Source organism: Gloeotrichia echinulata CP02, from assembly GCA_038087035.1.
In the GTDB taxonomy this organism is placed as follows: Bacteria; Cyanobacteriota; Cyanobacteriia; order Cyanobacteriales; family Nostocaceae; genus Gloeotrichia; species Gloeotrichia echinulata.
In genome coordinates this window covers 5,400,001-5,421,911 of record CP051187.1, presented here as the reverse complement: position 1 = coordinate 5,421,911, position 21,911 = coordinate 5,400,001, and the positions used below count along the sequence as shown (strand labels likewise).

25 protein-coding genes and 1 tRNA gene (1 of these 26 running past the window's edge) are annotated in these 21,911 nt (G+C 42.0%); 15 read left to right on the top strand and 11 right to left on the bottom strand.

Features of this window, described 5'->3' with window-relative positions; genetic code table 11:
• Positions 1-520 precede the first annotated feature (520 nt).
• The 6 genes from tig to HEQ19_23970 all read left to right on the top strand — a co-directional run bounded on the left by tig (position 521) and on the right by HEQ19_23970 (position 6,282).
• On the top strand, positions 521-1,939 hold the full coding sequence (tig, locus tag HEQ19_23995) for a trigger factor (protein ID WYM02095.1): 1,419 nt from the start codon (positions 521-523) through the stop codon (positions 1,937-1,939).
• A gap of 275 nt (positions 1,940-2,214) precedes the next feature.
• Positions 2,215-2,913, top strand: a complete 699-nt coding sequence (gene clpP / locus HEQ19_23990; protein WYM02094.1) for an ATP-dependent Clp endopeptidase proteolytic subunit ClpP — start codon at positions 2,215-2,217, stop codon at positions 2,911-2,913.
• 9 nt (positions 2,914-2,922) lie between these two features.
• Positions 2,923-4,266, top strand: coding sequence for an ATP-dependent protease ATP-binding subunit ClpX (gene clpX, locus HEQ19_23985; protein ID WYM02093.1), 1,344 nt, complete (start codon positions 2,923-2,925; stop codon positions 4,264-4,266).
• A 210-nt stretch (positions 4,267-4,476) separates the two neighbouring features.
• Positions 4,477-5,397, top strand: a complete 921-nt coding sequence (locus HEQ19_23980; protein ID WYM02092.1) for an alpha/beta hydrolase — start codon at positions 4,477-4,479, stop codon at positions 5,395-5,397.
• Positions 5,398-5,695: 298 nt separating this feature from the next.
• The gene (locus tag HEQ19_23975) at positions 5,696-5,932 is read left to right on the top strand and encodes a DUF433 domain-containing protein (GenBank protein WYM02091.1); all 237 of its coding nucleotides are present in this window, start codon (positions 5,696-5,698) and stop codon (positions 5,930-5,932) included.
• On the top strand, positions 5,929-6,282 hold the full coding sequence (locus HEQ19_23970; protein WYM02090.1) for a DUF5615 family PIN-like protein: 354 nt from the start codon (positions 5,929-5,931) through the stop codon (positions 6,280-6,282). The genes HEQ19_23975 and HEQ19_23970 overlap by 4 nt, the downstream gene beginning before the upstream one ends.
• Before the next feature lie 15 nt (positions 6,283-6,297).
• On the opposite strand, the gene HEQ19_23965 is transcribed toward HEQ19_23970, so the two are convergent.
• Together HEQ19_23965 and HEQ19_23960 are read right to left on the bottom strand one after the other, a co-directional pair.
• A complete protein-coding gene (locus HEQ19_23965; GenBank protein ID WYM02089.1) occupies positions 6,298-6,552 on the bottom strand; it encodes a UPF0175 family protein in 255 nt (84 codons plus the stop codon).
• A gap of 289 nt (positions 6,553-6,841) precedes the next feature.
• Positions 6,842-7,078 carry a hypothetical protein gene (locus HEQ19_23960; GenBank protein WYM02088.1) on the bottom strand — a complete coding sequence of 79 codons (237 nt, stop codon included), beginning with the start codon at positions 7,076-7,078 and terminating at the stop codon, positions 6,842-6,844.
• A 160-nt stretch (positions 7,079-7,238) separates the two neighbouring features.
• Here HEQ19_23960 and HEQ19_23955 point away from each other — a divergent pair, with 160 nt between their 5' ends.
• Positions 7,239-7,412 carry a hypothetical protein gene (locus HEQ19_23955; GenBank protein ID WYM02087.1) on the top strand — a complete coding sequence of 58 codons (174 nt, stop codon included), beginning with the start codon at positions 7,239-7,241 and terminating at the stop codon, positions 7,410-7,412.
• Positions 7,413-7,512: 100 nt separating this feature from the next.
• On the opposite strand, the gene HEQ19_23950 is transcribed toward HEQ19_23955, so the two are convergent.
• On the bottom strand, positions 7,513-8,064 hold the full coding sequence (locus HEQ19_23950) for a hypothetical protein (GenBank protein WYM02086.2): 552 nt from the start codon (positions 8,062-8,064) through the stop codon (positions 7,513-7,515).
• 206 nt (positions 8,065-8,270) lie between these two features.
• Here HEQ19_23950 and HEQ19_23945 point away from each other — a divergent pair, with 206 nt between their 5' ends.
• A complete protein-coding gene (locus HEQ19_23945; GenBank protein WYM02085.1) occupies positions 8,271-8,768 on the top strand; it encodes a helix-turn-helix domain-containing protein in 498 nt (165 codons plus the stop codon).
• Positions 8,769-9,005: 237 nt separating this feature from the next.
• Here HEQ19_23945 and HEQ19_23940 read toward each other — a convergent pair whose 3' ends face one another.
• Positions 9,006-9,251, bottom strand: coding sequence for a Uma2 family endonuclease (locus tag HEQ19_23940; GenBank protein WZI67000.1), 246 nt, complete (start codon positions 9,249-9,251; stop codon positions 9,006-9,008).
• A 92-nt stretch (positions 9,252-9,343) separates the two neighbouring features.
• The gene (locus tag HEQ19_23935) at positions 9,344-10,327 is read right to left on the bottom strand and encodes a GntR family transcriptional regulator (protein ID WYM02084.1); all 984 of its coding nucleotides are present in this window, start codon (positions 10,325-10,327) and stop codon (positions 9,344-9,346) included.
• 357 nt (positions 10,328-10,684) lie between these two features.
• On the opposite strand from HEQ19_23935, the gene HEQ19_23930 reads away from it, so the two are divergent.
• Both HEQ19_23930 and HEQ19_23925 read left to right on the top strand, forming a co-directional pair.
• A complete protein-coding gene (locus tag HEQ19_23930) occupies positions 10,685-11,425 on the top strand; it encodes a dienelactone hydrolase family protein (protein WYM02083.1) in 741 nt (246 codons plus the stop codon).
• Between the two features lie 125 nt (positions 11,426-11,550).
• Positions 11,551-12,453: a S1 RNA-binding domain-containing protein gene (locus HEQ19_23925; GenBank protein WYM03578.1), complete on the top strand. Its 903-nt coding sequence runs from the start codon at positions 11,551-11,553 to the stop codon at positions 12,451-12,453.
• Between the two features lie 30 nt (positions 12,454-12,483).
• Here the strand turns inward: HEQ19_23925 and HEQ19_23920 are convergent, their stop codons facing one another.
• Positions 12,484-13,005 (bottom strand): hypothetical protein, encoded by a 522-nt coding sequence (locus HEQ19_23920; GenBank protein ID WYM02082.1) that lies wholly within the window; start codon positions 13,003-13,005, stop codon positions 12,484-12,486.
• Between the two features lie 181 nt (positions 13,006-13,186).
• Here HEQ19_23920 and HEQ19_23915 point away from each other — a divergent pair, with 181 nt between their 5' ends.
• Both HEQ19_23915 and HEQ19_23910 read left to right on the top strand, forming a co-directional pair.
• Positions 13,187-13,399 carry a helix-turn-helix transcriptional regulator gene (locus HEQ19_23915; protein ID WYM03577.1) on the top strand — a complete coding sequence of 71 codons (213 nt, stop codon included), beginning with the start codon at positions 13,187-13,189 and terminating at the stop codon, positions 13,397-13,399.
• 46 nt (positions 13,400-13,445) lie between these two features.
• On the top strand, positions 13,446-13,658 hold the full coding sequence (locus tag HEQ19_23910) for a helix-turn-helix transcriptional regulator (protein WYM02081.1): 213 nt from the start codon (positions 13,446-13,448) through the stop codon (positions 13,656-13,658).
• 97 nt (positions 13,659-13,755) lie between these two features.
• Here the strand turns inward: HEQ19_23910 and HEQ19_23905 are convergent, their stop codons facing one another.
• A complete protein-coding gene (locus tag HEQ19_23905; protein WYM02080.1) occupies positions 13,756-15,930 on the bottom strand; it encodes an ATP-binding domain-containing protein in 2,175 nt (724 codons plus the stop codon).
• A gap of 242 nt (positions 15,931-16,172) precedes the next feature.
• Positions 16,173-17,207, bottom strand: coding sequence for a serine/threonine-protein kinase (locus HEQ19_23900; GenBank protein WYM02079.1), 1,035 nt, complete (start codon positions 17,205-17,207; stop codon positions 16,173-16,175).
• A gap of 208 nt (positions 17,208-17,415) precedes the next feature.
• Here HEQ19_23900 and HEQ19_23895 point away from each other — a divergent pair, with 208 nt between their 5' ends.
• Entirely contained in the window at positions 17,416-18,762 is a 1,347-nt protein-coding gene (locus HEQ19_23895) for a hypothetical protein (protein WYM02078.1), read from the top strand.
• A 43-nt stretch (positions 18,763-18,805) separates the two neighbouring features.
• Complete coding sequence (locus tag HEQ19_23890) at positions 18,806-19,519, top strand: flagellar motor protein (protein WYM02077.1); 714 nt, start codon at positions 18,806-18,808, stop codon at positions 19,517-19,519.
• 26 nt (positions 19,520-19,545) lie between these two features.
• Here the strand turns inward: HEQ19_23890 and HEQ19_23885 are convergent.
• Both HEQ19_23885 and HEQ19_23880 read right to left on the bottom strand, forming a co-directional pair.
• Positions 19,546-19,630 (bottom strand) — tRNA-Ser (locus HEQ19_23885).
• Between the two features lie 65 nt (positions 19,631-19,695).
• Complete coding sequence (locus HEQ19_23880) at positions 19,696-20,625, bottom strand: TIGR04168 family protein (GenBank protein WYM02076.1); 930 nt, start codon at positions 20,623-20,625, stop codon at positions 19,696-19,698.
• Between the two features lie 167 nt (positions 20,626-20,792).
• Between HEQ19_23880 and nadA the strand changes: the two genes are divergently transcribed.
• Positions 20,793-21,767, top strand: a complete 975-nt coding sequence (nadA, locus tag HEQ19_23875) for a quinolinate synthase NadA (protein WYM02075.1) — start codon at positions 20,793-20,795, stop codon at positions 21,765-21,767.
• A 58-nt stretch (positions 21,768-21,825) separates the two neighbouring features.
• Here the strand turns inward: nadA and HEQ19_23870 are convergent, their stop codons facing one another.
• Positions 21,826-21,911, bottom strand: partial view of a hypothetical protein gene (locus HEQ19_23870; GenBank protein ID WYM02074.1) — the final stretch only. Its footprint extends 790 nt past the window's final position; only the last 86 of its 876 coding nucleotides appear in the window; its start codon lies beyond the right edge, outside the window; it ends in the stop codon at positions 21,826-21,828.

Here is a 21,911-nt window from a genome sequence, read left to right as displayed (position 1 = left end):
TTTGGTGAGGATGAATTGCCTGGTAAGAACTAGGATATCACGGTGTTAGCCCTCTGATAATAAGTCCAACAGTTCCAGGTGTCTAGTGATGACGGAGAAACCCGCAGCAGCAGAACCTTGAACAGGTTTTTCCATGATCAAGGCTGATAGCGGTTCAGCCCTGATGAACTTCCCAGGTGTCAAAGGTAAAGTTATTGCGGTAAAGTGTCAAGTACTTTGCAATTCGCAGTAAACTGGACTCTGCTGTAGGGCGCCCATCCAACTTTGGAATCTGATGATGCTTTGTGGGCACCGCCAATCCCAGTCAAGTGTCATGAAGGGGACTGGGGACTGGGTAAGAAAAAAAACCACAAGGGCCGAAGTTTCGACCCTCCCTCAAAGCAGAAAAATTCCGCCGACAAGGGGCGGGGTTGGTATTGCGAATCTTCCCAATCCCCAATCCCTTTGCTCAACGAACAGAAGCGATAAATCGCGTCTGGTGTGTACTCAAAGTCAAAAATAGCAGAAATACTTTAGAAGCATGAAAGTCACCCAGGAGAAACTTCCCGCCAGTCAAATTGGATTGGAAATAGAGATTACGCCAGAAATTACCAAGCAAACTTACGAACAGGTGATTAAAAACTTAGCTAGTACGCTAAATATTCCTGGGTTTCGTAAAGGTAAGGTACCTCGGCAAATATTGCTACAGCGCCTCGGCTTAACTCGCATCAAAGCAGCAGCCTTGGAAGAATTAATTCAAGATGGGATCGAGAAAGCGGTTCAACAAGAATCCATTGCGGCGATTGGTCAACCGCAATTGCGTTCTTCCTTTGACGAATTGATTACTAATTATCAACCAGGTCAGCCCCTGACGATTCTCGCCTCTGTCGATGTCGAGCCAGAAATAAATCTAGTCCAGTACACCGATTTACACGCCAAAGCAGAGGAAGTCACCTACGACCCAACTCGTGTAGAGGAGGTGATCGAGAAGGAACGTCAACAATTGGGGACGTTGATTCCGGTAGAAGGACGTGCAGCCCAAATTGGTGATCTCGCTGTTCTCGATTTTAAAGGCGTGTTGGCGAAAACTGAAGGCGAAGACGAATCAGCCGAACCTACACCAATTCCGGGAGGCGAAGCAACAGACTTTCAAGTCGAGTTGCAGGAAGATAAATTTATTCCCGGATTTGTCTCTGGTATAGTAGGGCTAAATCCAGGAGAAACCAAGGAAATTTCGGCTCAGTTCCCAGATCCTTATGGTAACGAAGAGTTGGCAGGAAAAGCCGCTGTCTTCACAGTCACTCTCAAAGAAATCAAGGAAAAAGAATTACCAGAAGTTAATGATGAGTTCGCCCAAGAAGTGAGCGAATTCGAGACATTAGCCGAGTTACGGGCGTCTTTAGAAGAGCGATATCAAAAAGAAGCTGAGGAAAAAACCAAAGCGAATAAGCAGGAGGCTTTGTTAGCGGAACTGCTCAAACACGTAGAAGTTGACCTACCAGCAACCTTGATTGAGCAAGAAGTCGATGCGATGCTGACCCAAACAGCCATCCGACTTTCGCAGCAGGGACTGGATGTCAGGAAGTTGTTTACTTCAGATATTATTCCCCAATTGCGGGAGCGATCGCGTGAGGAAGCAATTGAACGCCTCAAACGCTCCCTGGCTTTACGGGAAGTCAGTAAACGAGAGTCTATCGAAGTGACACCAGCAGAAATTCAAGCTAGAGTCACAGAATTGTTAGCACAGTACCAGGATGAAGAAATTGACGAAGACAAACTGCGATCGGTCGTAGAAAATGAACTATCAACCGAAAAAATCGTTAATTGGCTCTTAGAACATTCAACAGTGGAACTTGTCCCTGAAGGTTCTTTGAGTCCTGTAGAGGAAGCAGAAACTGTAGCCCAAAGCGAAGAGCCAAGCGGTGAAGCTACCAGCGACGAGTCTACAAGTCCTGAGTAAAGGAGATGGGATATGGGGAGAGGGGAAAATGACTCCTCACTCCTCACTCCCAACGCTGCTTTGCAAAGGTGGCATAATTAAAATGCCAAGGTGAGGACTTTGGTGAAAATTCTGAGGTTTGGGAGTGTCAAACGAGAATAATTTAGATAAGGCATAATGGTTAAGACATAGCTCGAAGAAAAATCCCATTCATCAAAAAGGCAGCCTCCGCCCTTGGGATTGGCAAAGCCATCGCTGCTTTTGATCCTGTCCTACATATCCTCAAATGTTATTCTATGCTTGTATCGCAGTCGGGAAATTACCCAATCAGCAGTTTGAGTCGAATAGACATTAACTCCCACTTGAGTGGACCGAGTAACATCGTGCCGATGGTGGTAGAACAATCCGGTATGGGAGAAAGAGCATTTGACATCTACTCCCGTCTGCTGAGAGAGCGGATTATTTTTTTAGGAACACCCATAGACGATACGGTCGCCAATTCCATTGTTGCCCAGTTATTGTTCCTAGATGCGGAAGACTCAGAAAAGGACATTCAACTGTACATTAATTCTCCTGGTGGCTCAGTTTACGCAGGGATGGCAATCTATGATACAATGCAACAAATACGTCCTGATGTTGTAACCATCTGCTTTGGACTAGCCGCGAGCATGGGGGCTTTTTTGTTAACAGCAGGGGCCGCCGGTAAGCGGATGTCTCTACCTGACTCCCGAATTATGATTCACCAACCACTTGGTGGCGCTCAAGGTCAAGCCATTGACATAGAAATTCAAGCCAGAGAAATTCTTTACATTAAGGCTAAGTTGAATCAGTTAATGTCCCAACATACTGGTCAACCCTTAGAAAGAATTGAAGCAGATACAGAGCGCGACTTTTTCATGTCGGCAGAAGAGGCGAAGAACTACGGTTTGATCGATCAGGTCATTTCCAGGCAAAATATTCCCTCACCTAGGGAAAACGTCACCATTCTGAAATAAGAGGCTGGTATGTCTAAGTACGACTCCCATTTGAAATGTTCGTTTTGTGGCAAGTCCCAAGAGCAGGTGCGTAAGTTGATCGCAGGGCCGGGAGTCTACATCTGCGATGAATGCGTTGACTTGTGTAATGAAATACTAGATGAGGAGTTACTCGACACAAATGGTGCAACGGCGGCGCAACCGGCACCACGGTCAGAACCACCTCAGAAACGCCGTACCCGCTCTTCCAGTCTCTCGTTGAATCAAATACCCAAACCAAGAGAGATTAAAAAGTATTTGGACGAACACGTTATTGGCCAAGACGAAGCCAAGAAAGTTCTGTCAGTCGCTGTTTACAACCACTATAAGCGTCTGGCGATCGTGCAGTCTAAAAACAATGGCAAAGCTGGGGCGGAAGATGCAGTTGAACTGCAAAAATCTAATATTCTGTTAATAGGTCCGACTGGTTGCGGTAAGACTCTCTTGGCGCAAACCCTGGCAAAAATCCTGGATGTCCCCTTTGCGGTCGCCGATGCGACGACGCTGACGGAAGCGGGGTATGTGGGAGAAGACGTGGAAAATATCTTGCTGCGACTGTTACAAGTGGCAGAGTTAGATGTTGAGGAAGCGCAGCGGGGGATTATCTACATCGACGAAATTGACAAAATTGCGCGTAAGAGTGAAAATCCCTCGATTACACGCGATGTGTCTGGAGAAGGCGTGCAGCAAGCTTTGCTGAAAATGTTGGAGGGAACGATCGCCAATGTACCACCCCAAGGCGGCCGTAAACATCCTTATCAAGACTGCATCCAGATTGATACTAGTAACATCCTTTTCGTCTGTGGCGGCGCCTTCGTTGGTTTAGAGAAGGTTGTAGATCAGAGAGTGGGCAAAAAGTCAATGGGCTTTGTGCAACCAGGAGAAGGTCAAACGAAAGAAAAACGGGCGGCGGATACCCTGCGTTATCTAGAACCGGATGATTTGGTGAAATTTGGCATGATTCCCGAATTTATCGGGCGGATACCAATGGTAGCGGTGGTAGAGCCACTGGATGAAGAAGCACTGATGGCGATTCTCACCCAACCACGGAGCGCCTTAGTGAAGCAGTACCAGAAACTGCTGAAGATGGATAATGTACAATTAGATTTTAAACCAGATGCCTTACGAGCGATCGCCCAGGAAGCCTACCGCCGGAAAACTGGAGCCAGAGCGTTGCGGGGGATTGTCGAAGAACTGATGCTGGATGTAATGTACGAGTTACCATCTCGCAAAGATGTGACTCGCTGCACTGTCACACGAGAGATGGTGGAAAAGCGGTCAACCGCCGAACTGCTAGTACATCCCTCCTCACTACCTAAGCCAGAATCAGCGTAATAGTAAAGAGTCAAGAGTCAAGAGTCAAGAGTCAAGAGTCAAGAGTCAAGAGTTATGAGTTATGAGTTATGAGTTATGAGTGATGAGTTATGAGTAAAATGAGGAGTCAAGAGTTAATTGCAAAACCTACAACTCCCAACTCCCAACTCCCAACTCCTAACTCCCAACTCCTAACTCCCAACTCCTAACTCCTAACTCCTAACTTTTAAAATGCCTTACATTAAAGTTCGTGGCGTTGAGCATTACTATGAGTGGGTGAAAAAACCATCTGCTTCTTCAGTCAAGCCAGTGATGGTGTTTATCCACGGTTGGGCTGGTTCAGCTAGGTACTGGACTACAACTGCTAATGCTTTGTCAGACAAATTCGATTGCTTGCTCTACGATATGCGGGGGTTTGGGCGCTCCCGTGGAAAACCGACCATCGCCCAAGTGAGTGAGTCTGTGGTCGAGTCTCGGTCTCCCCAAGAGGAATCAGCAGCAATTAAAGAGTTAAGTTATGAATTAGAGGAATACGCTGACGATTTAGCAGTATTATTAGATGGCTTGCAAATCCAGCGTGTGTATATCCAAGCCCATTCAATGGGCGCCTCCATCGCCACTTTGTTTCTCAACCGCTACCCGCAACGTGTGGAAAGAGCGATTTTGACCTGTAGCGGAATTTTTGAGTACGACGAAAAAGCCTTTAGCGCCTTTCATAAATTTGGTGGCTACGTAGTCAAATTTCGTCCCAAATGGTTAGGGAAAATACCATTTGCGGATAGAATATTTATGGCGAGGTTTTTACACAAATCCATCCCCAAGGCTGAACGTCAGGCGTTTTTGCAAGATTTTTTGGAAGCTGATTATGATGCAGCCCTAGGTACAATTTTTACTTCCGTTAGTAAGGCTCAGGCAGAATTTATGCCTCACGAGTTCGCCAAGCTGACAGTACCGACACTGTTGGTGGCTGGGGAGTATGACAAGATTATACCAGCTGCTATGGGGCGTCAAGCGGCAGCTTTGAGCGAGAAAGTCGAGTTGGTTGTGATTCCTGATACAGGGCATTTTCCCATGTTGGAAGACGCGCCGACTTACCTGAAGCGGGTGGGGGCGTTTTTGGGAATTGGGAGAGTAGAAAAGGTGGTTAGTTGATGAAGAAGTGTTGAGTAAAAATATTTTTTGTTAAAGAAACTTACGGCTATGAAGAAATTGATCAAAGCCAGTAAGGTACACCCGTAGGGGCACGGCAATGCCCATAGGTGTCAACTTAAGCCCCGGCGAATAGAATTCGCGGCTATACAGGCAAAGTCCGCCTCCGCGGACTAACGAAAAATGCTGAGAGTCTTGGTTGGAATCTGAAAATTAATGAAGAACGACAAATGCAAACTGCTAAATAGTCTAAACTACTGTAACCTAGTAGTTGAGTTTAATGTTGCGGAGGATTGCTGGCATGGATGACACACTGTTACAGCGCATCACCCATAATCCTGATATCTGTCATGGTAAACCCTGTATTCGAGGACTTCGTTATCCAGTTGAGTTTATCCTCGAATTACTCAGTTCTGGTATGAAGAATGAGGAAATCTTGGCAGATTATGAGGACTTAGAGTATGAAGATATTCTGGCGGTTTTGTTATTTGCGGCTCGACTCAGCCAAGTCAAAAGCATTTATAAGATTGCTTCATGAAATTTCTTGTTGATGCTCAGTTACCAGTTCGCCTCGCTCGGTTCCTAAAAGCTTCAGGCTACGATACAATCCACACGATAGATTTACCTCAACAAAATGGTACTTTAGATACTGAAATTAATGCCATATCAATTCAACAAAATCGAATTGTAATTACAAAAGATTCCGATTTTGTCAACTCTTTTTTAATAATTCAGCAACCGTATAAACTGCTTTTAATCACCACAGGCAATATCAAGAATGTAGAACTTGAAAGTCTGTTTTCCGCTAATTTACAATCTTTATTTGAACTGTTTGACCAGCATTCCTACATTGAAATGAGTCGCGATACAATTATTGTACATCAGTAGTAGCCTATGACGCGACTAATCGACATTCATCAGTTCCTCGGCTAACTCTTGGGCAGTATATTGCATAAAATCTACTTGGTAGCGTGATAAAGCATTGATAAATTCTGCCCGAGTAAGTCCAGCAATTTCTGCAGCTTTAGCTTGCGATATTTCACCTATTTCATACCATTTTACTGCTGCTGCAATTCGCATTTCTTGCACGAATTCTTCAGGATTTTTGCGAAGTGCTGAAAATACTGTTTCTGGTAATTGGATTGGTATTGTTCGCATAAATTGATAATCTGATAGTCGTTAAAATATTTTATATGTATATTATAGCGGTTTGTGAGGTACAAGAACCCCACCCCCAATCCCCTCCACCACGGGATAGAGGGGGCTATGATATAGGTTATGTGATTAGGAGAAGCTATGTATGGCGATTTTAAATTGTTGGGGAAAAATTAGAACCCCGACTTGTTGAATAAGTCGGGGTTCTGGGAAAAGTCCAATGATGACAAATAAGTGAGAAAATGGAGAGATGTGATGAGAATAGGAGAAGATTTTGAAAGGCTCTCTCAGGTCAATCCGAATAATCATCGATATTTTCCGTTGCTTCCCTTAATCTTAGTAACCACCAAATTCCAAAACGCTTAAAACCCTTAAAAATTCCAAACTTGGCATTTCCAGCAGTTAATAGAAGGATTAGTATATCAATTGGTATACCTAAGACTGCTAATGCCAAACTGGCAAGACCTATTGGTAAAGCTATGAAAATGTAAATGGCAAACAAAAGTAATAGATACAAAGCTTTCCACATAGAAGTTAGTCGGTTTTAATCTTATTAACTGGTTTCTGAAAACCAAGGAGATGCTGATAAGGAATTTCCAAGAAATAAATTATCCAATCTTGTGGGGTGGGCATCTTGCCCGCTTTTGTCTATTGGCGGGCGAGACGCCCACCCCACAATAAATTATTGGATGTTTTTTATTTGGAAGCAGACTTTAGGTTGGATAGAGGAACGAAACCCAACATATGATTTACTGGTTTTACGACAAGATATTCTGTTGGGTTACGGCGCAAATATTAATTACCCAGCAAAAATGAAAAATCTTCGTGCGCCTAACCCAACCTACGCTGTTGAAATTGTTTAACTGGGAAAGCGTCAATGATTACAAATAGGTGAGAAAATGGAGAGGGCTTGGTGATGCGCTGTGTTTAACTAAACTACATAAGAACAAAAGACTTACACATTTACTTGACTCTCCTGAGAGTCACAGTGGCATCATAAGCACTTGTTTTGTTGGAACCATAATTAGTCCCATTAACAACAGCAGCATTGATATTACTGCTGCCCCATTGAATATTCATTACAGGCGGCTTTTGGCTGAAATCTATGATCCCACCAACAAAAGATTTTGCTCTCGAAACCTGAGTATTTGAGGTTCTGGAACCTTGAAAAGATAATTTCTTGCCTTGAACCCTGTAATATCCTGTTATTGGGTAAAGGTCGGTACGAGTATTCGGTAGATAAAAAACAAAAGTTCCATCATCATTAAATTGCCATTGTGCGCCTAAAAGTCTCTGGGTATTGTTTTGTAACCACTGAGACGTATCAGCGTTAACAGTCAGTCCTCCAATCGTTGTGCTACCAGTTTCTAATGGAGTAATACGAGATATGTTCTGTGTCGAAAAAATTAATTCAGCAAGAGCTGGAGTAGTGTTAAAAATGGCAAATGAGCTAATAGCAAATAACGTAGCGATACTAGTTTTAACACTCAATTTATTCGGAAATTTGAACCACATTATCTGTATCTCCTTTTCTGGAAATTGAAAGTAATTGTCTTGAATCGTCTCGACCATCTATATCAACCTTGCACCCGCATTAATACTTAATTATTAGTCTTATTTATCCCGATACTCTCAGTATATTCCACATAAAGCTAGCCATTAGCTGATAAAAATCAGGATTTACGTTAGAATTACATCAGGAATTAGTGAGGATAGCACTGATGGCAGCCACTGATGAGCATTTCTCCCAAGCAGCTAACCACTGGGATTTGGAAACTCTCTACACTGACTTAGCCTCTGCTAAGGGAAAGCGCCTGACACCAGTGGAAAAGCTACACCTGCGGGGACTACTTTGTGGTTACAGTCCGCTGGAAATTGCCGAAAAGCTCAGTAAAAATTGTAAGGGTGTGGAAACTGACCTTTGTGCAACTGTGTATAAATACGTTAAGGGTTTGGTTGATAAGGGTAATGGGAAGATAGAAAATTGGCGAAATATTTCTGAATGGCTGGAGGAAGCTGGGTATAAAAGTCTCTCGTCTGCAAAAGTTCAGGGATTAGAGTTATTACCTGAGAAAAGTATTATGAATATTACAAATATCAATATTGAACAAAATCAATTAGTAATTGCTTTTAACCTGCGAATTCCTGCTAAATTATCTGCAGATTTGTCGATAGAAAATTTAGGCGAAGATATTTTAAAAGACGTGCGATCATCGTAGATTGAGTTGAGCAATGTAGACGCGGAGCGGCTTCCCGCAGGGGAACTCAACATTCTTCTCAATTCTTCTTACAGCAATTTTCACTCATTTGAACCACAGATCTTCGTAGGGGCGCAAGGCCTTGCGCCCCAAAAGCGTGGTCTATTTACCTGAAAATGGCTGTAAGTTATAGCGATTCTCAGTTGGATGCAATACAAAATTATATCGTCGCGTGTAGGGCGCCGGCAAAACGTGCCCCTACGAGTGTATTGGACTCAACCGATAACTGCTATATTGCAGGTTGTGCAACCAAGTCGATTTTCTCCCTATTTTCGCACTTTCGTCATCAAAGGTTCGTTCGAGAAACTTGGAAATTCCGCCGTGCTTACCAGTACCGACACTCATGGGAATTAATTCTCCATCCACCAATTCGTATTGAGTATCGGTGCCATCGTTATATTTGAGATATTCTGCAAAAGTTAGTTTTTTGGTTGCTGTGGTCATAGCGATCGCCGCTCCTCATCCACTACCCCTATTGTATTATACGGGATGCTGTGCCTCTGTGAAAATCAAAAAACCACAGAGACACAGGGAAATTAACCCAAACCCAACTCTCGTTTCAACAAATTGATGGATTTGGTGCCAATGTAATTTTCGACCTTAATCAACTTGGGTGGACGAATAATGTCTTCCGCAGCTGCTTGCACAGCGGCTTGCACTATGGCATAACTGGCTTGATCGCTGAGAATTACCTCAGCTCGCTTGACGATCGCCTGAAGTTTGTAAGCATCTTTTGGCTGAGAAGTCATCACCAGTAGTTGATCGCCACGTAAACCATGCAGAATCACTTCAGCTTGGCGGCCAATCCCAGAACTGAGGCTAACTATACCAACACAATTTTCCTTCGGTAGGGTTTTGAGCAGGTTAATTTCCTTACTGTAGTCGTAGATATCTAGGGGGATTACACGGACAGCTTTCGGCGCGGCGATCGCTTCCACATCACTGATAAAATACCGACTTGTTACCACCGTAGCAGAGGTTGTTTTCTCTAGTACAGCAGCTAATTGGTCAATAGGGACTAACTGCAGTGGTATTTTTAGGGCTTCCTCCAATTCGTATACCATCAATTCGCCCACACCCAAATCTTGAGATGGTGCGGCTACAAGCACTCGCGTGCTACAACGCATACGCCAATCGATTTCTGCTAAAAATAGTTCTCGTGCTTGGGAGAGTGTACATCCTTGGGACAGTAGCTCATCAAGTGCTTGCTGAACAACCGTGTCTGCTTCTGGATGTTGTTTGAGAATGGGCGATTGTAGTTTACTACCGCCCTCATGACCTTGGGCACGGACATAAATTCCCGAACCTGCTAAACTTTCGACAAATCCGTCATCCTCTAGTTGACGATAAACCTTGCTGATAGTATTGCGGTGTAAGCCAGTCTGCATTGCTAGCGCCCGTGTGCTTGGCAATTTATATCCAGGTGGATATTGGCGAGAGGCGATCGCAAATCGGATTTGATTAAACAGCTGGGTTGATGCGGGAATTTCACTGTCTGGCTGAATGCGGAATTGAATCATCACCAAACCTCCTAGTACCACTACGCGGAATTTATCAAAATCTTGCCCTCGAATCCTTCACTTCGTTCAAGGGTAAACTCCGTGAAGGGTTAAAATTCAAAATGCCTCATTGCCTGGATTGTGAGCTTCGTGAGATGGTATGTTTATTTTTACCCTGCTGCACTCGGTGCTAGTAGCAGCATGGAACCAGCTGCCTATCCTACCTGTTAAATATTTTATTTATACCTTGAATTTTTCTGGGAAAAAATTCTCACTTCTTGACTTTTCCTAATTGATAATTTAATTGGTAATTGGGGATAGGTTTGAGATCCTGGCATAGTTATATCAAATAATCACACAACACTGGTAAAAAATATTATGACCGAGCAAGTAATACATACCACAACCGTGGAAATTTCGCAAGGTAATGTCGAACTTGTGGCATATTTGGCACAACCACAAGGGCCTGGTTCTTACCCAGGAGTGATTGTATTACAGGAGATTTTTGGTATCAACGTCCACATTCGCCAAGTAACAGAACGGATTGCTCAACTTGGTTATGTGGCGATCGCCCCCGCACTCTTCCAACGTATTGCCCCTGGCTTTGAAACTGGTTACACTCCAGAAGATATTGAAACTGGGAGAAGCTATGCGATGCAAACGACAGCTTCAGAGTTATTGAGCGATATTCAGGCGACAATTGACTATCTCAAAAGCCTCCCCCAAGTCAAACCAGATGGCTTTGGCTCCATTGGCTTCTGTTTTGGCGGTCATGTAGCATATCTAGCTGCTACCCTACCAGATATCAAAGCTACGGCTTCCTTCTATGGGGCGGGAATTAGCACCCGTACACCAGGAGGTGGCGAGCCTACTGTCACCCGTACCAGGGACATTCCCGGCACCCTCTACGGCTTTTTTGGCACCGAAGACGCCAGCATCCCTCTAGAGCAGGTAGACAAGATTGAAGCAGAGTTAGAAAAATACAAAATTTCCCATCGTGTGTTTCGCTACGATGGAGCTGACCACGGATTTTTCTGTGACCATCGTGGCAGTTATAATCCTATAGCTGCAGCCGATGCTTGGGAGCAGGTGAAACAACTGTTTGGTCAACTAACCTGACAACCTAAGCAACCGTTCGATACTGTTCGTTCAGGTTGTCCTAAATCATTTGTCATTTGTCATTTATAAGACCAAAGACAAATGACAAATGACAAATGACAAATAAAAATTTATCTTCAAAAGTCATGAATTCCGAATCGAAACTTTCTCAAACAGCCAATTCGTCATTTACAATGGACGATTTTGCCAAAGCACTGGAAAAACACGACTACCAGTTTCAAAAAGGACAGGTTGTACATGGTAAAGTGTTTCAACTTGACCATGATGGCGCCTATGTTGATATTGGTGGTAAGTCGTCAGCTTTTATCCCCCGCGATGAGGCTTCTTTGAGAGCAGTCACCGATTTATCGGAGGTGCTACCATTACAAGCGGAACTAGAGTTTTTGATTATCCGCGAGCAGGATGCAGAGGGTCAAGTAACTCTTTCTCGAAAACAGTTGGAAATTCAGCAAATTTGGGACCGACTGGCGCAAATGCAAGAAAATTCCCAAACGGTACCAGTGCGGGTAATGGGTGTGAATAAAGGTGGTATTACCGTTGAAATTCAATCTTTGCGGGGATTCATTCCGCGATCGCACCTGGTTGAGCGTGATAACTTAGAATCACTCAAAGGTCAAACTCTCACCGCTGGCTTTTTGGAAGTTAATCGCAACACTAATAAACTCATTCTTTCCCAGCGCTTGGCGACTCGTTCGAGTAACTTTAGCTTGTTAGAACTAGGTCAATTAGTGGAAGGTAAAATTACTGGGATCAAACCTTTTGGCGTCTTTGTCGATTTAAATGGTGTTAGCGCCTTGCTTCATATCAAGCAAGTCAGCCAAAAATTCATTGAATCTCTAGAAAAAGTTTTTCAAATCGGTCAACCGATTAAAGCTGTAATTATTGATTTGGATGAAGGTAAAGGTCGGGTGGCTATTTCTACAAGAGTTTTGGAAAATTTCCCTGGTGAAGTGGTGGAAAATTTCGATGAGGTATTCGCCTCAGCTGAAGCACGGGCTAATCGCGCCAGTAATAAACATGCTGAATAGTTAAGTGTTACTTAATAAACGCTTTTGTCGCTAACCACATCTTAGGGACGAAAGCGTTTTTGCGTGAGATATAAATAGGGATTTTTCTTGGCGGTAATTATTTCTCAGGGTCTCCAAACTTTCTTCACTAAAGGCGAATTTGATTAACCCAATCAATTTTCCCCAACTGTATAATATAGGCTCCGAGAAAGCTTGACAAAATTCCTCAGCAAAAAATTCTTTCCACCACCTGGGTGCGTGCTGTCTTTGAGCATCATCATGTTGTTGACGCCAACGCCTGCGCCATTTGACAATCTCTGCTGGGGTAGGTGGCTTTACTCCCACAATTGGCGGAAAATCGGCGTAGCTGACAAACTGGCTCAATCCTTTGGCGTGGACGTAAACTATGTAGCGCCAGCATTGCACGGTATAGATATCTTCAAGGCGGATGTTAAACATCAGGCAAACTGCTTCTTCCGTAACAAATCTTGTGAGTGGGTGAAGTGTTGAAGATTTGTGAACAATTTTTGATGCACGAATGACGAGCGTTTTTGGCTTGAAAGATGATACCATAAAATTAGCCTGTGGAATAGGTAGATTTTTCCCTGTCAGTAGATAGCGGAGACATCATCCCTTTCACGGGATGTGTTTTGTAAATAATGCGATCGCCCTTTAGTTTTGGATGACGTGGGGCGATCGTTTTATCGACTACAATATATTAAACGACTCATATAAGTCATTTGTCAAGCAAATTATGGGAATGATTAGGCTCAAGATTCGAGAATTTGCTGATGAGAACGGTTGGACGCTAAAAGAGGTGTCTGAACGTTCTGGTGTAGTCTACAGCACTCTCAGAACCTACGCCCGATCACCTGGACTAGCCACTGTTGACTTCACCGCAATTCAGAAGTTGGCAAGGACTTTTGATGTGATGATTGAGGAATTGGTGGAGGTAGTACAAGAATAAATGCTTCGGGTTAATCTACTAAATACAAGTATTCGCCAATATAAAAATGGGGCTGATTAGGCTAAGAATTCGAGAATTTGCTTTGGAGAAGGGTTGGACACTGAAAGATGTAGCTGACCGTTCTGGAGTAGCCTACAGTTCAGTTAGAGCCTATGCACGAGCGCCAGGGTTGGCAATGGTAGACTTTACTTCAATAATGAAGATGGCCCGCGTCTTTGATGTTATGATTGAGGATTTGGTAGAAGTGGTAGAAGAGTAAATGTCTGGATTTGTCCAGCTTTTATGTAGCAGTAATTAAACAGCAAAGACGCAAAGACACAAATCTTTGCGCCTCTGCGTGAGACAATCACCAAAACTTATTCCCCATCACCAATATCCCGCTTGGGAGGGCGCTTATAATTAAAAGTGAAACTATCACCACTAGCAATCACGCGCCGCATCTCATCATACATAGGATAATTACCCACACCACTCAAACTCGCCCAACCCCGCGTTCTAGTTAAAGCCACAAATAACTGGTTGCGGAAATTGACATCACTTTCATTGCGAGCGACATGATCACAGCCAATCACATACACAATATCAGCCTCATGACCCTTGGCGCGATTGATGCGAGATACAGTAACACCGTCATCGTGCCAGAATTTATCAGGGTCGTGGTTAGGCCATTCCAACATTAAATCATTTAACTTCACAGCAGTGGGGACATAAACATCAATGTCATGCTCCATTAAAAAACTCGCAACATGAGTTTCTAACTCGATAGCGTCATAAGTCGAGCCTAAAACTATCACTAAAATATCGCGGCTGGGATTGAGACCGTCATGAACAATATTATGCATAATATTCTCAGCCAGAGCCGTCATTTCTTCTTGGCGAGAATCATAAGTTTCAAAATCTAATACAGGTTCTCCCCAAAGTTCTGGAATCGGATTTGGTGAATATTGCGGTTGTCTTGTAACAGTTATTGGCTTACCAATACGCCGAAAGTCTCCCTTAACTTCGTAACCAATTCTATTCCAATCATCTTTATTCGTGATACCTGTGAGCATTCCCTCTGGACGTAATAAACCCATCCCAATTGCATGGGCTGCTGTGAGAATTGGCCCTGGTGTGCGATAACAACGGCGCATCACTTCTGAACGTTTGATACCCCCTGGATATTGCGGTTGCTTATTTAAAAGATTGCTGAGGTTTTCACCAAATACTTCTTTGGCTTTGGGGACTGCTAGAGTATCAAGGCTTTGTGCTTCATCGTAAGCCCAAATTAACCGCCTTTCTTCGGGTTTTTGGTCAGTTACAGGTCGCAATGTTTGATAAGCTAACCAATAGATAGCTTGTTTGTCTTGATATTTCAAATCATCTTCGGCTACTAAATCTTGACCTTCATCAATTAAGATGGCATCAAACATCGGTTCAATTTCGATTTCTTCTAATAGCCGCTTACTCAAGTCTACCAAGCCTCGGGTCGGCTGTTTTTCATTAGTATCTTTGATTGTTCCGCGTCTTTTTCCGTGGTAATCACAAATTGTTCCGTAGAAACCGGGTTGTTCTTTTGCTCCCCAAGCATGAAGTACTTGCAACTTCAAGTTAGTTTTTGGGTCGTAGTGTATCTCACCACAACTGAAGTGACGTATCCACTGATCTAATAACCCAATCATTAAATCGTAGAGCGATCGCGTGAAAAATACTAAAGCAATATCCCAATCTGGATGTTTGAGGTGCATATGGGCTGCTTTCTGACATAGCAGCACTGTTTTACCGGAACCAGCAATACCCCGAATTCGTTGCGGTCCTGGGGGTATTTCTTTACCGATATGTTCTTGCTGTAAATCGATTTCGTAGAGTTTTTCTCGTAAACTGTCAATTACGCTAGCGCGGCTTTTACCTGTAGTTGAGATTCTGTTGCGCTCCGGTTTACGAAATACAGGTGTACCAGCAATCACTGACAGTAACAATTCCCAATCTTTATCTTCTAAATTTTCCCCTGACACGACAACAGTAGATTGGGGAATGCGTTCTAGTAAACCAATTTTGCCTAACTGGTCTTGGAAAATGAGCGAATAGTTGGATAATTGCTCAAAGCCTCTTTGGTGCCATTGTTCTTGGGTAATTAAAGGCAATGTGACAATGACTCTACCAGTAACTTTACGACAAATTGCGCTTTCGCGATCGCAGTATGATATCAATGCGCGTAACTGATGTTTTGCTTGCTGTTGAAGATTTACTTCTGTAGCTTCTGAATTTTGCAATTGCAATTTTCCACCATCAACGCTAACTATTTGGTCAATGGTGACAGCTTTAATTTCCATGACCACTAAACCAAACTCTCGATCCACAATCAAGATGTCAGGCTCTCGAAGAATCTCTCCCACCTGCTTGAAAATGGGATAACGCCAGTAACCGATACATTTCCTTTCAGCAAACGCACTGCGGACAGCATCCCAAACTTTTTGTTCAACAACATCACTAGCTTTTAGTGGTTCTGTTGTGATAAATTTGCTACCCTGTTCTTCATTTCCAACAGCCATTTAGCAAGCACTCCATTAGTTAAATTTGTGACATCAAAATCATGTGAGTAATCCTGCAAAGCTAGCACTGCTTATCTGCTCTTTGCCAGTGCAGATATACGGATGGGGGAAATTTATATCCATATCAAATACGTAAGTATTTTTATTTATTTATATTAATTATTGAATTGTATTTTTGAGTATAGTACGTATGAGGAAACAGGGAAAGGAGCGTAGGCGCAGCGCGTTGTAGACATCGCCTTCTATTGAACATCTAAACTCAAAACTTTTTCTATTAATAAGGACTGTTGTTTTTTAGGCTCTGTATTTTTTGCATTGGGTAGTACACCAGAAACATACAGGAGAGCAATTATTCCCATTAATATCAGTAGCGCAAATAAAATCATATCAATTTGATCGTGATTTTGTATTGAAGCAGGATTTGGTATTGGTGTACTAATAACTTGAGTTTTTTGTGAAGCTCCTGGAGGTGTTATATTATTTAAATCGTTGAGTACGTCGTTGACTGATTTATATCTGTCTCTAAAGTCATAGCGCACCATTTTAGACAAAATGTCTGCTAGCTCCTGACTAACCACTATTTGTGGATTTTGCCAGACAACTTCTAGGCAATTATCTATTGGTAACTCATGAGGTTCTAGACCTGTCAATGCTGAAATAGCAGTCATTCCAACTGCGTAAATGTCACTATTAAATTGAGGCTTTCCCCGATTTTGCTCGGTGGGCATATAACCTAGTGTACCAATTACAGTTTTTGGGTTTAATGAAGTGGTTTGAGTAATAACTTCTTTGACTGCTCCAAAATCAATTAAAACCAACTTACCATCCTTTTTTCGTCTGATAATATTGTCTGGTTTAATATCACGATGAATAATGTTTTGAGAATGAACAAAATCGAGGATGTTCAATAATTCATTTAATAATTTAATGACTTCGCTTTCCTCTAACTTGTTACCTGGTTTTATTTCATTGCTGAGAGTAATTCCCTCAATATACTCTTGTAGTAAATAAAACTCTTGATTTTCCTCCAAAAAGTCAACAAATTGGGGAATCTGCGGATATCCATTTAACTGTTTTAGGGTTGTCACTTCCCGCTGGAAAAGTTCCCCAGCTTTGGCGAACTGTGGGTCACTACTGGGGACGGTAAAATGCTTGGCCGCATACTGGCTAGGAGTTTTCAAGTGTTTCACCAGATAAGTCTTGCCAAAACTACCCTCACCAAGCAATTGGATGATTTCGTAATTTTCACCGATAATGTTTTGGATTCTTGTATTCATCTCACACCACCATGAAAGCGATCGCCCGTCCCTATGCTTGTAAAATTATATTCAATTCCCTCTATCAAAGCTGAGAAACAAGCTAGAACTAGAGGAAGACTGTAAAAACTATAGCACAGGTAATTTATTTTACAATAAAACCCAAAAAAATACGATATACTTGATTGTAGTTTTTCTTTGATCAATAAAGTATTGAGATGTCAAAATTATGCCAAAAAACACATTGCGCGGTATAGTTATAATAATTGCATTAATATTATTATTTCTTTATTTTATTGCCCCTTCATTTTTATCTTTCGTCCCGTTATTAGTGGTAATCGCTTTTGTCGGATTCACTATCAAATTTACTGTAGATGGAATTAAACTAAAGAACACACTACTAAATGATATATATCCAATTAAAGCAGAAATGTTGAATGCCCTGAAAAACAATAAAATTTTAAGTCATCAACAAGATAAAATTAATAGATTAGCTCTTATCGAAAACACTTGTAGTGATAATCAAAAGCTTCAACAATGGGAAAAAAATAAACGATATTACCAATCACTCCCAAACTTACTACTAGCTCTTGGTTTATTGGGAACCTTCTTAGGTATTACGATGAATTTAATTATACTTAGCAGAAATATTGGTGATGAAATTACATTACAAAAAACTTTATCAGCTATTATAGGCTCAATGGGAATTGCTTTCTTTAGTAGTCTTATATCGTTGACTTGTAGTTTTTTTATAACAAAATTCCATCCTTCCTATGATTTAGATATAGAGAAGGATAAACTCCTTGTTTTTTTAGAACATGAACTTGATAATATTTTATTTATAGAGAAAGATAAAATCGATTTACTTATTAAGACCATAGAGACTTATTCTAATAACTTAAGTAGGTTTGTAAATAGCTTACCTGAAAATACTAGAAATTTTCAAAATGCTGTAACAGCAGCTTGCAATACACTTAACACCAGCGCCAATAATTTTCAAACTGTAGTTACTCAGTCTTCCCTGGCAATGCAAACAGGTGCTAATGTTTTAATTAATGCTACTAACAGTTTGGCAGGATTAACAACAACTTACTCAGATATCACAAAAACTCTTGAGAAATCAACGATATCTCTTGACAAGGCTACTTCAGAGTTACACAGCTATACACAGCAAAACCAAGGTATTGGTGATGCTTTGCTGGAAAATTCTTCCGAAATACAAAATTTAATTCAAACTAATCAACAAAACCTTACTGATATCTCTGGGAAAATTGTGCAAAATACCCAGACTCTTTCAGTCGCAACCCAAGATTTTAATACTAATACATATAAGATAACAACAGCCTTAAATCAGCACACAGGACAAATAGTAACCCACAATGATAAATTACAGAATATCGCTGTGGTACTTCAAGCCACTACACAGTCATTTAATAATGACATATCTCAGGTAATAGCCACCTTAAATCAGCACACCTCAATTGGGGAAAACCACAATCAGAATTTGCAAAATGTAGCTAAACAAATTGAACAGTATTCCGAAGTTGTGGGAAGAATACAAGCTAATTTTAAATAACTCACATAATCCTTGATAATATCATCAATGGAGAAATTTTAAAATGCCCAGAAGAACAAAGAGTACGCCTACTACTGAAACCTTCAGCATCTGGACTTCTTTCACGGATCTGATGTCTAATGCTTTCATGGTTCTGACAGTACTTTTATTATTGGTAATAGGTCAGTCCTCGAAATCTCCACCATCTATTCGAGATAAAGATGGTAAACCAAAAATCATTGAACTACGCTCTGAAAAGTATAAATTCAATTCAGGAAGTGCTGTTTTACCGCTAAATTTAAAAAACGATATTAGTGGAAAGAATGGCATAATTTTCAGAGATATTGAAAAAATCATAGAACAAAATGAAAATAATAATCAAAAAATTGATGTCATAGAAGTTATCGGACATACGGATGGTGAAGAGGTTGGTGTCCTGAAATCATGTAATAATCAGAATGGAGGAAATTTAGATCAACAGCTAGAAGCCGTATCTACTCTCAATAAAAATGTTGCTATTCTTTGTCCAGGTTCTAATGCTGATTTAGGTTTGATACGAGCTTTAGCGGTAGTCAAGGAACTTAAAAACGTTCAGATTCAAAAAAAGAAAGGGCGTTTCAAACAACTAAATTTTAGAGCCTATTCTGCGGCACAACTACTTTTACCAGAAGATAAAGGATTTGCCAAGCCAAATAGAAATTCAGATGCAAACAGGAGGCGAATTGAAATCCGCTTTGCACAACTTGGTCAATATACCACCCCTGGAAACAACCCCTAAAAAAGCTAGTAATTACAAATTACCAACGGAGAAGGGGAGATTCGAACTCCCGGAACCTTTCGGTTCATCCGATTTCAAGTCGGACGCAATCGACCACTCTGCCACCTCTCCAGTAAACTGTCAAGCCAGTGCCGCAGCGGGCAATAAAACTGACAGATAATATTATATATCATAATCTAAGCAGATTGCACTATTGAATCTGATCGCTCGTACAAAATTTCTGCGGACTCTACCTGGTAATCATTCCCCAGCCAAACTAGAGAGGCTTGGGACACCACACCCGCCTCTAGGGTGACAAGGGAGAAATTCCGCAGCTTTTGACCGTTATTTTCGACAATTCTGGGCACTCTGGCGGCATTTAAGTAAATTGTCCCCTCTGGACTTCTAAATACTGGTTTTCGCAGCACTTTTTTAGTGTGTCTGAGGGTATGGTGCATGTGACCAAAGGTAACGAGGGGAATGGTTTTACCAGCGGTGAGACTTTGGGAAATCGCTGCACCAAAATCTGGATCGCCAAAGTCCCCACCAATAGGATGCCAATCTTTACCACAGGGGTCTTCTGGGCGATCGCCTAATCCACTAGGTCCATTATGACCGATAAAGATAATTGTCTCATAGGCGGCGCTTTTGACTGCTTTGAAGATTTTGTCTGCGGACTCTTCGAGATCGGTGACTCCATAACGTTCGTCACAGATTTGGGTAAATCTCCACTCTGTCCCACCCCAGGTAAAGGGACGACCCCCGACTACAGTTAATTGCCAATCGGGAAAATCCAGTTTACCGTAACCGACATGGGCTGAACCTAATAAATCCAGTTGTTCCTGCACCCAGTCTTCTTTGGATCGGTCGTAGGGACACTTCTTGCGTCCCCATTCTGTAGCAGTGTACCATGCATCGTGGTTGCCCATCACGGCTGCTTTAGGAATGTCGAGGGAGGCGATCGCTTTGACCACTTCCACCGATTCGTTGCCAAAATCCCCAACAAACAGCGCTAAATCAACACCCAGATGCTTGAGTGCAATACCATCTTCTACTTCCCATTGGTCGTGAACATCGCCAACTATTGCTATTTTCAGGGTTTTTGATTGAGTTTTCTGAATGGTCATGCCACTGTCCTTGCCGTCTATTTCCAGGATATGAAACTCAGCCGGATTTGCACACAATCTGCAACAAGAGTCTATGAGTTTTGGTAAAAACCACTATATTTTTTGGTAAAAACTACTATAATTGATTACACAAGACAAACACTTGCAACCCTAAGCAACTCCTAATTGTGTTTAAGACTGCACTTGCTCAAAGAGACAAAACCCAACCGGGTGTACTACCACTAGATTTATTTGCCGCTATTGAGAGTCTCAAAAAGGAACTCAATGCGGTTATCCTGGCGCATTACTATCAAGAGTCAGATATTCAGGACATTGCAGATTTTATTGGGGATTCATTACAACTAGCAAAAGCAGCAGCCAAGACAAATGCAGATGTCATCGTCTTTGCTGGTGTTCACTTTATGGCAGAAACAGCCAAGATACTCAATCCAGATAAATTGGTGCTGTTACCAGATTTGAATGCTGGTTGTTCTTTAGCAGACAGTTGTCCAGCAGAGGCGTTTGCAGCTTTTAAAGCGGCACATCCTAATCATTTGGTGGTTTCTTACATCAATTGTTCTGCTGAGATTAAGGCGATAAGTGATATTATCTGCACTAGTTCCAACGCTGTCAAGATTGTGCAGCAAATACCCCAAGAACAGCCGATTATTTTTGCCCCAGATCGGAATTTGGGTCGGTACGTCATGGAACAAACAGGGCGAGATTTAGTCCTGTGGGATGGTAGCTGTGTTGTGCATGAAACCTTTTCGGAAAAGAAAATAGTCCAGTTAAAAATTACACATCCCCAAGCGGAGGCGATCGCTCACCCGGAATGTGAAACTTCAGTATTGCGCCACGCCAGTTACATTGGTTCTACAGCAGCGTTACTCAAATATTGTCAAGAAAGTCCAACAAAAGAATTTATCGTGGCTACGGAGCCTGGGATCATTCACCAGATGCAAAAATTAGCACCTCACAAGCATTTTATTCCCGCACCACCGACGAATAACTGCAATTGCAACGAGTGTCCATTTATGCGGTTAAATACTTTGGAGAAGCTGTATTTGGCAATGAAAAATCGCACTCCAGAAATTACTATGTCTGAAGAGATCCGATTAGCATCTCTGCGTCCAATGCAACGGATGTTGGAGATGAGTGTTTAGGTAGATTTTGAGAATTTAAGGATGGGGAGTTAAATTTCCCCATCCCTAGATAATTTCATCACTGACCTTTCTGAGCTTGTACTTGAGCCGCTTCGCTATATTTCCTATACATTGAAATCCGAATCTGAGCTTCTTGATACCGAC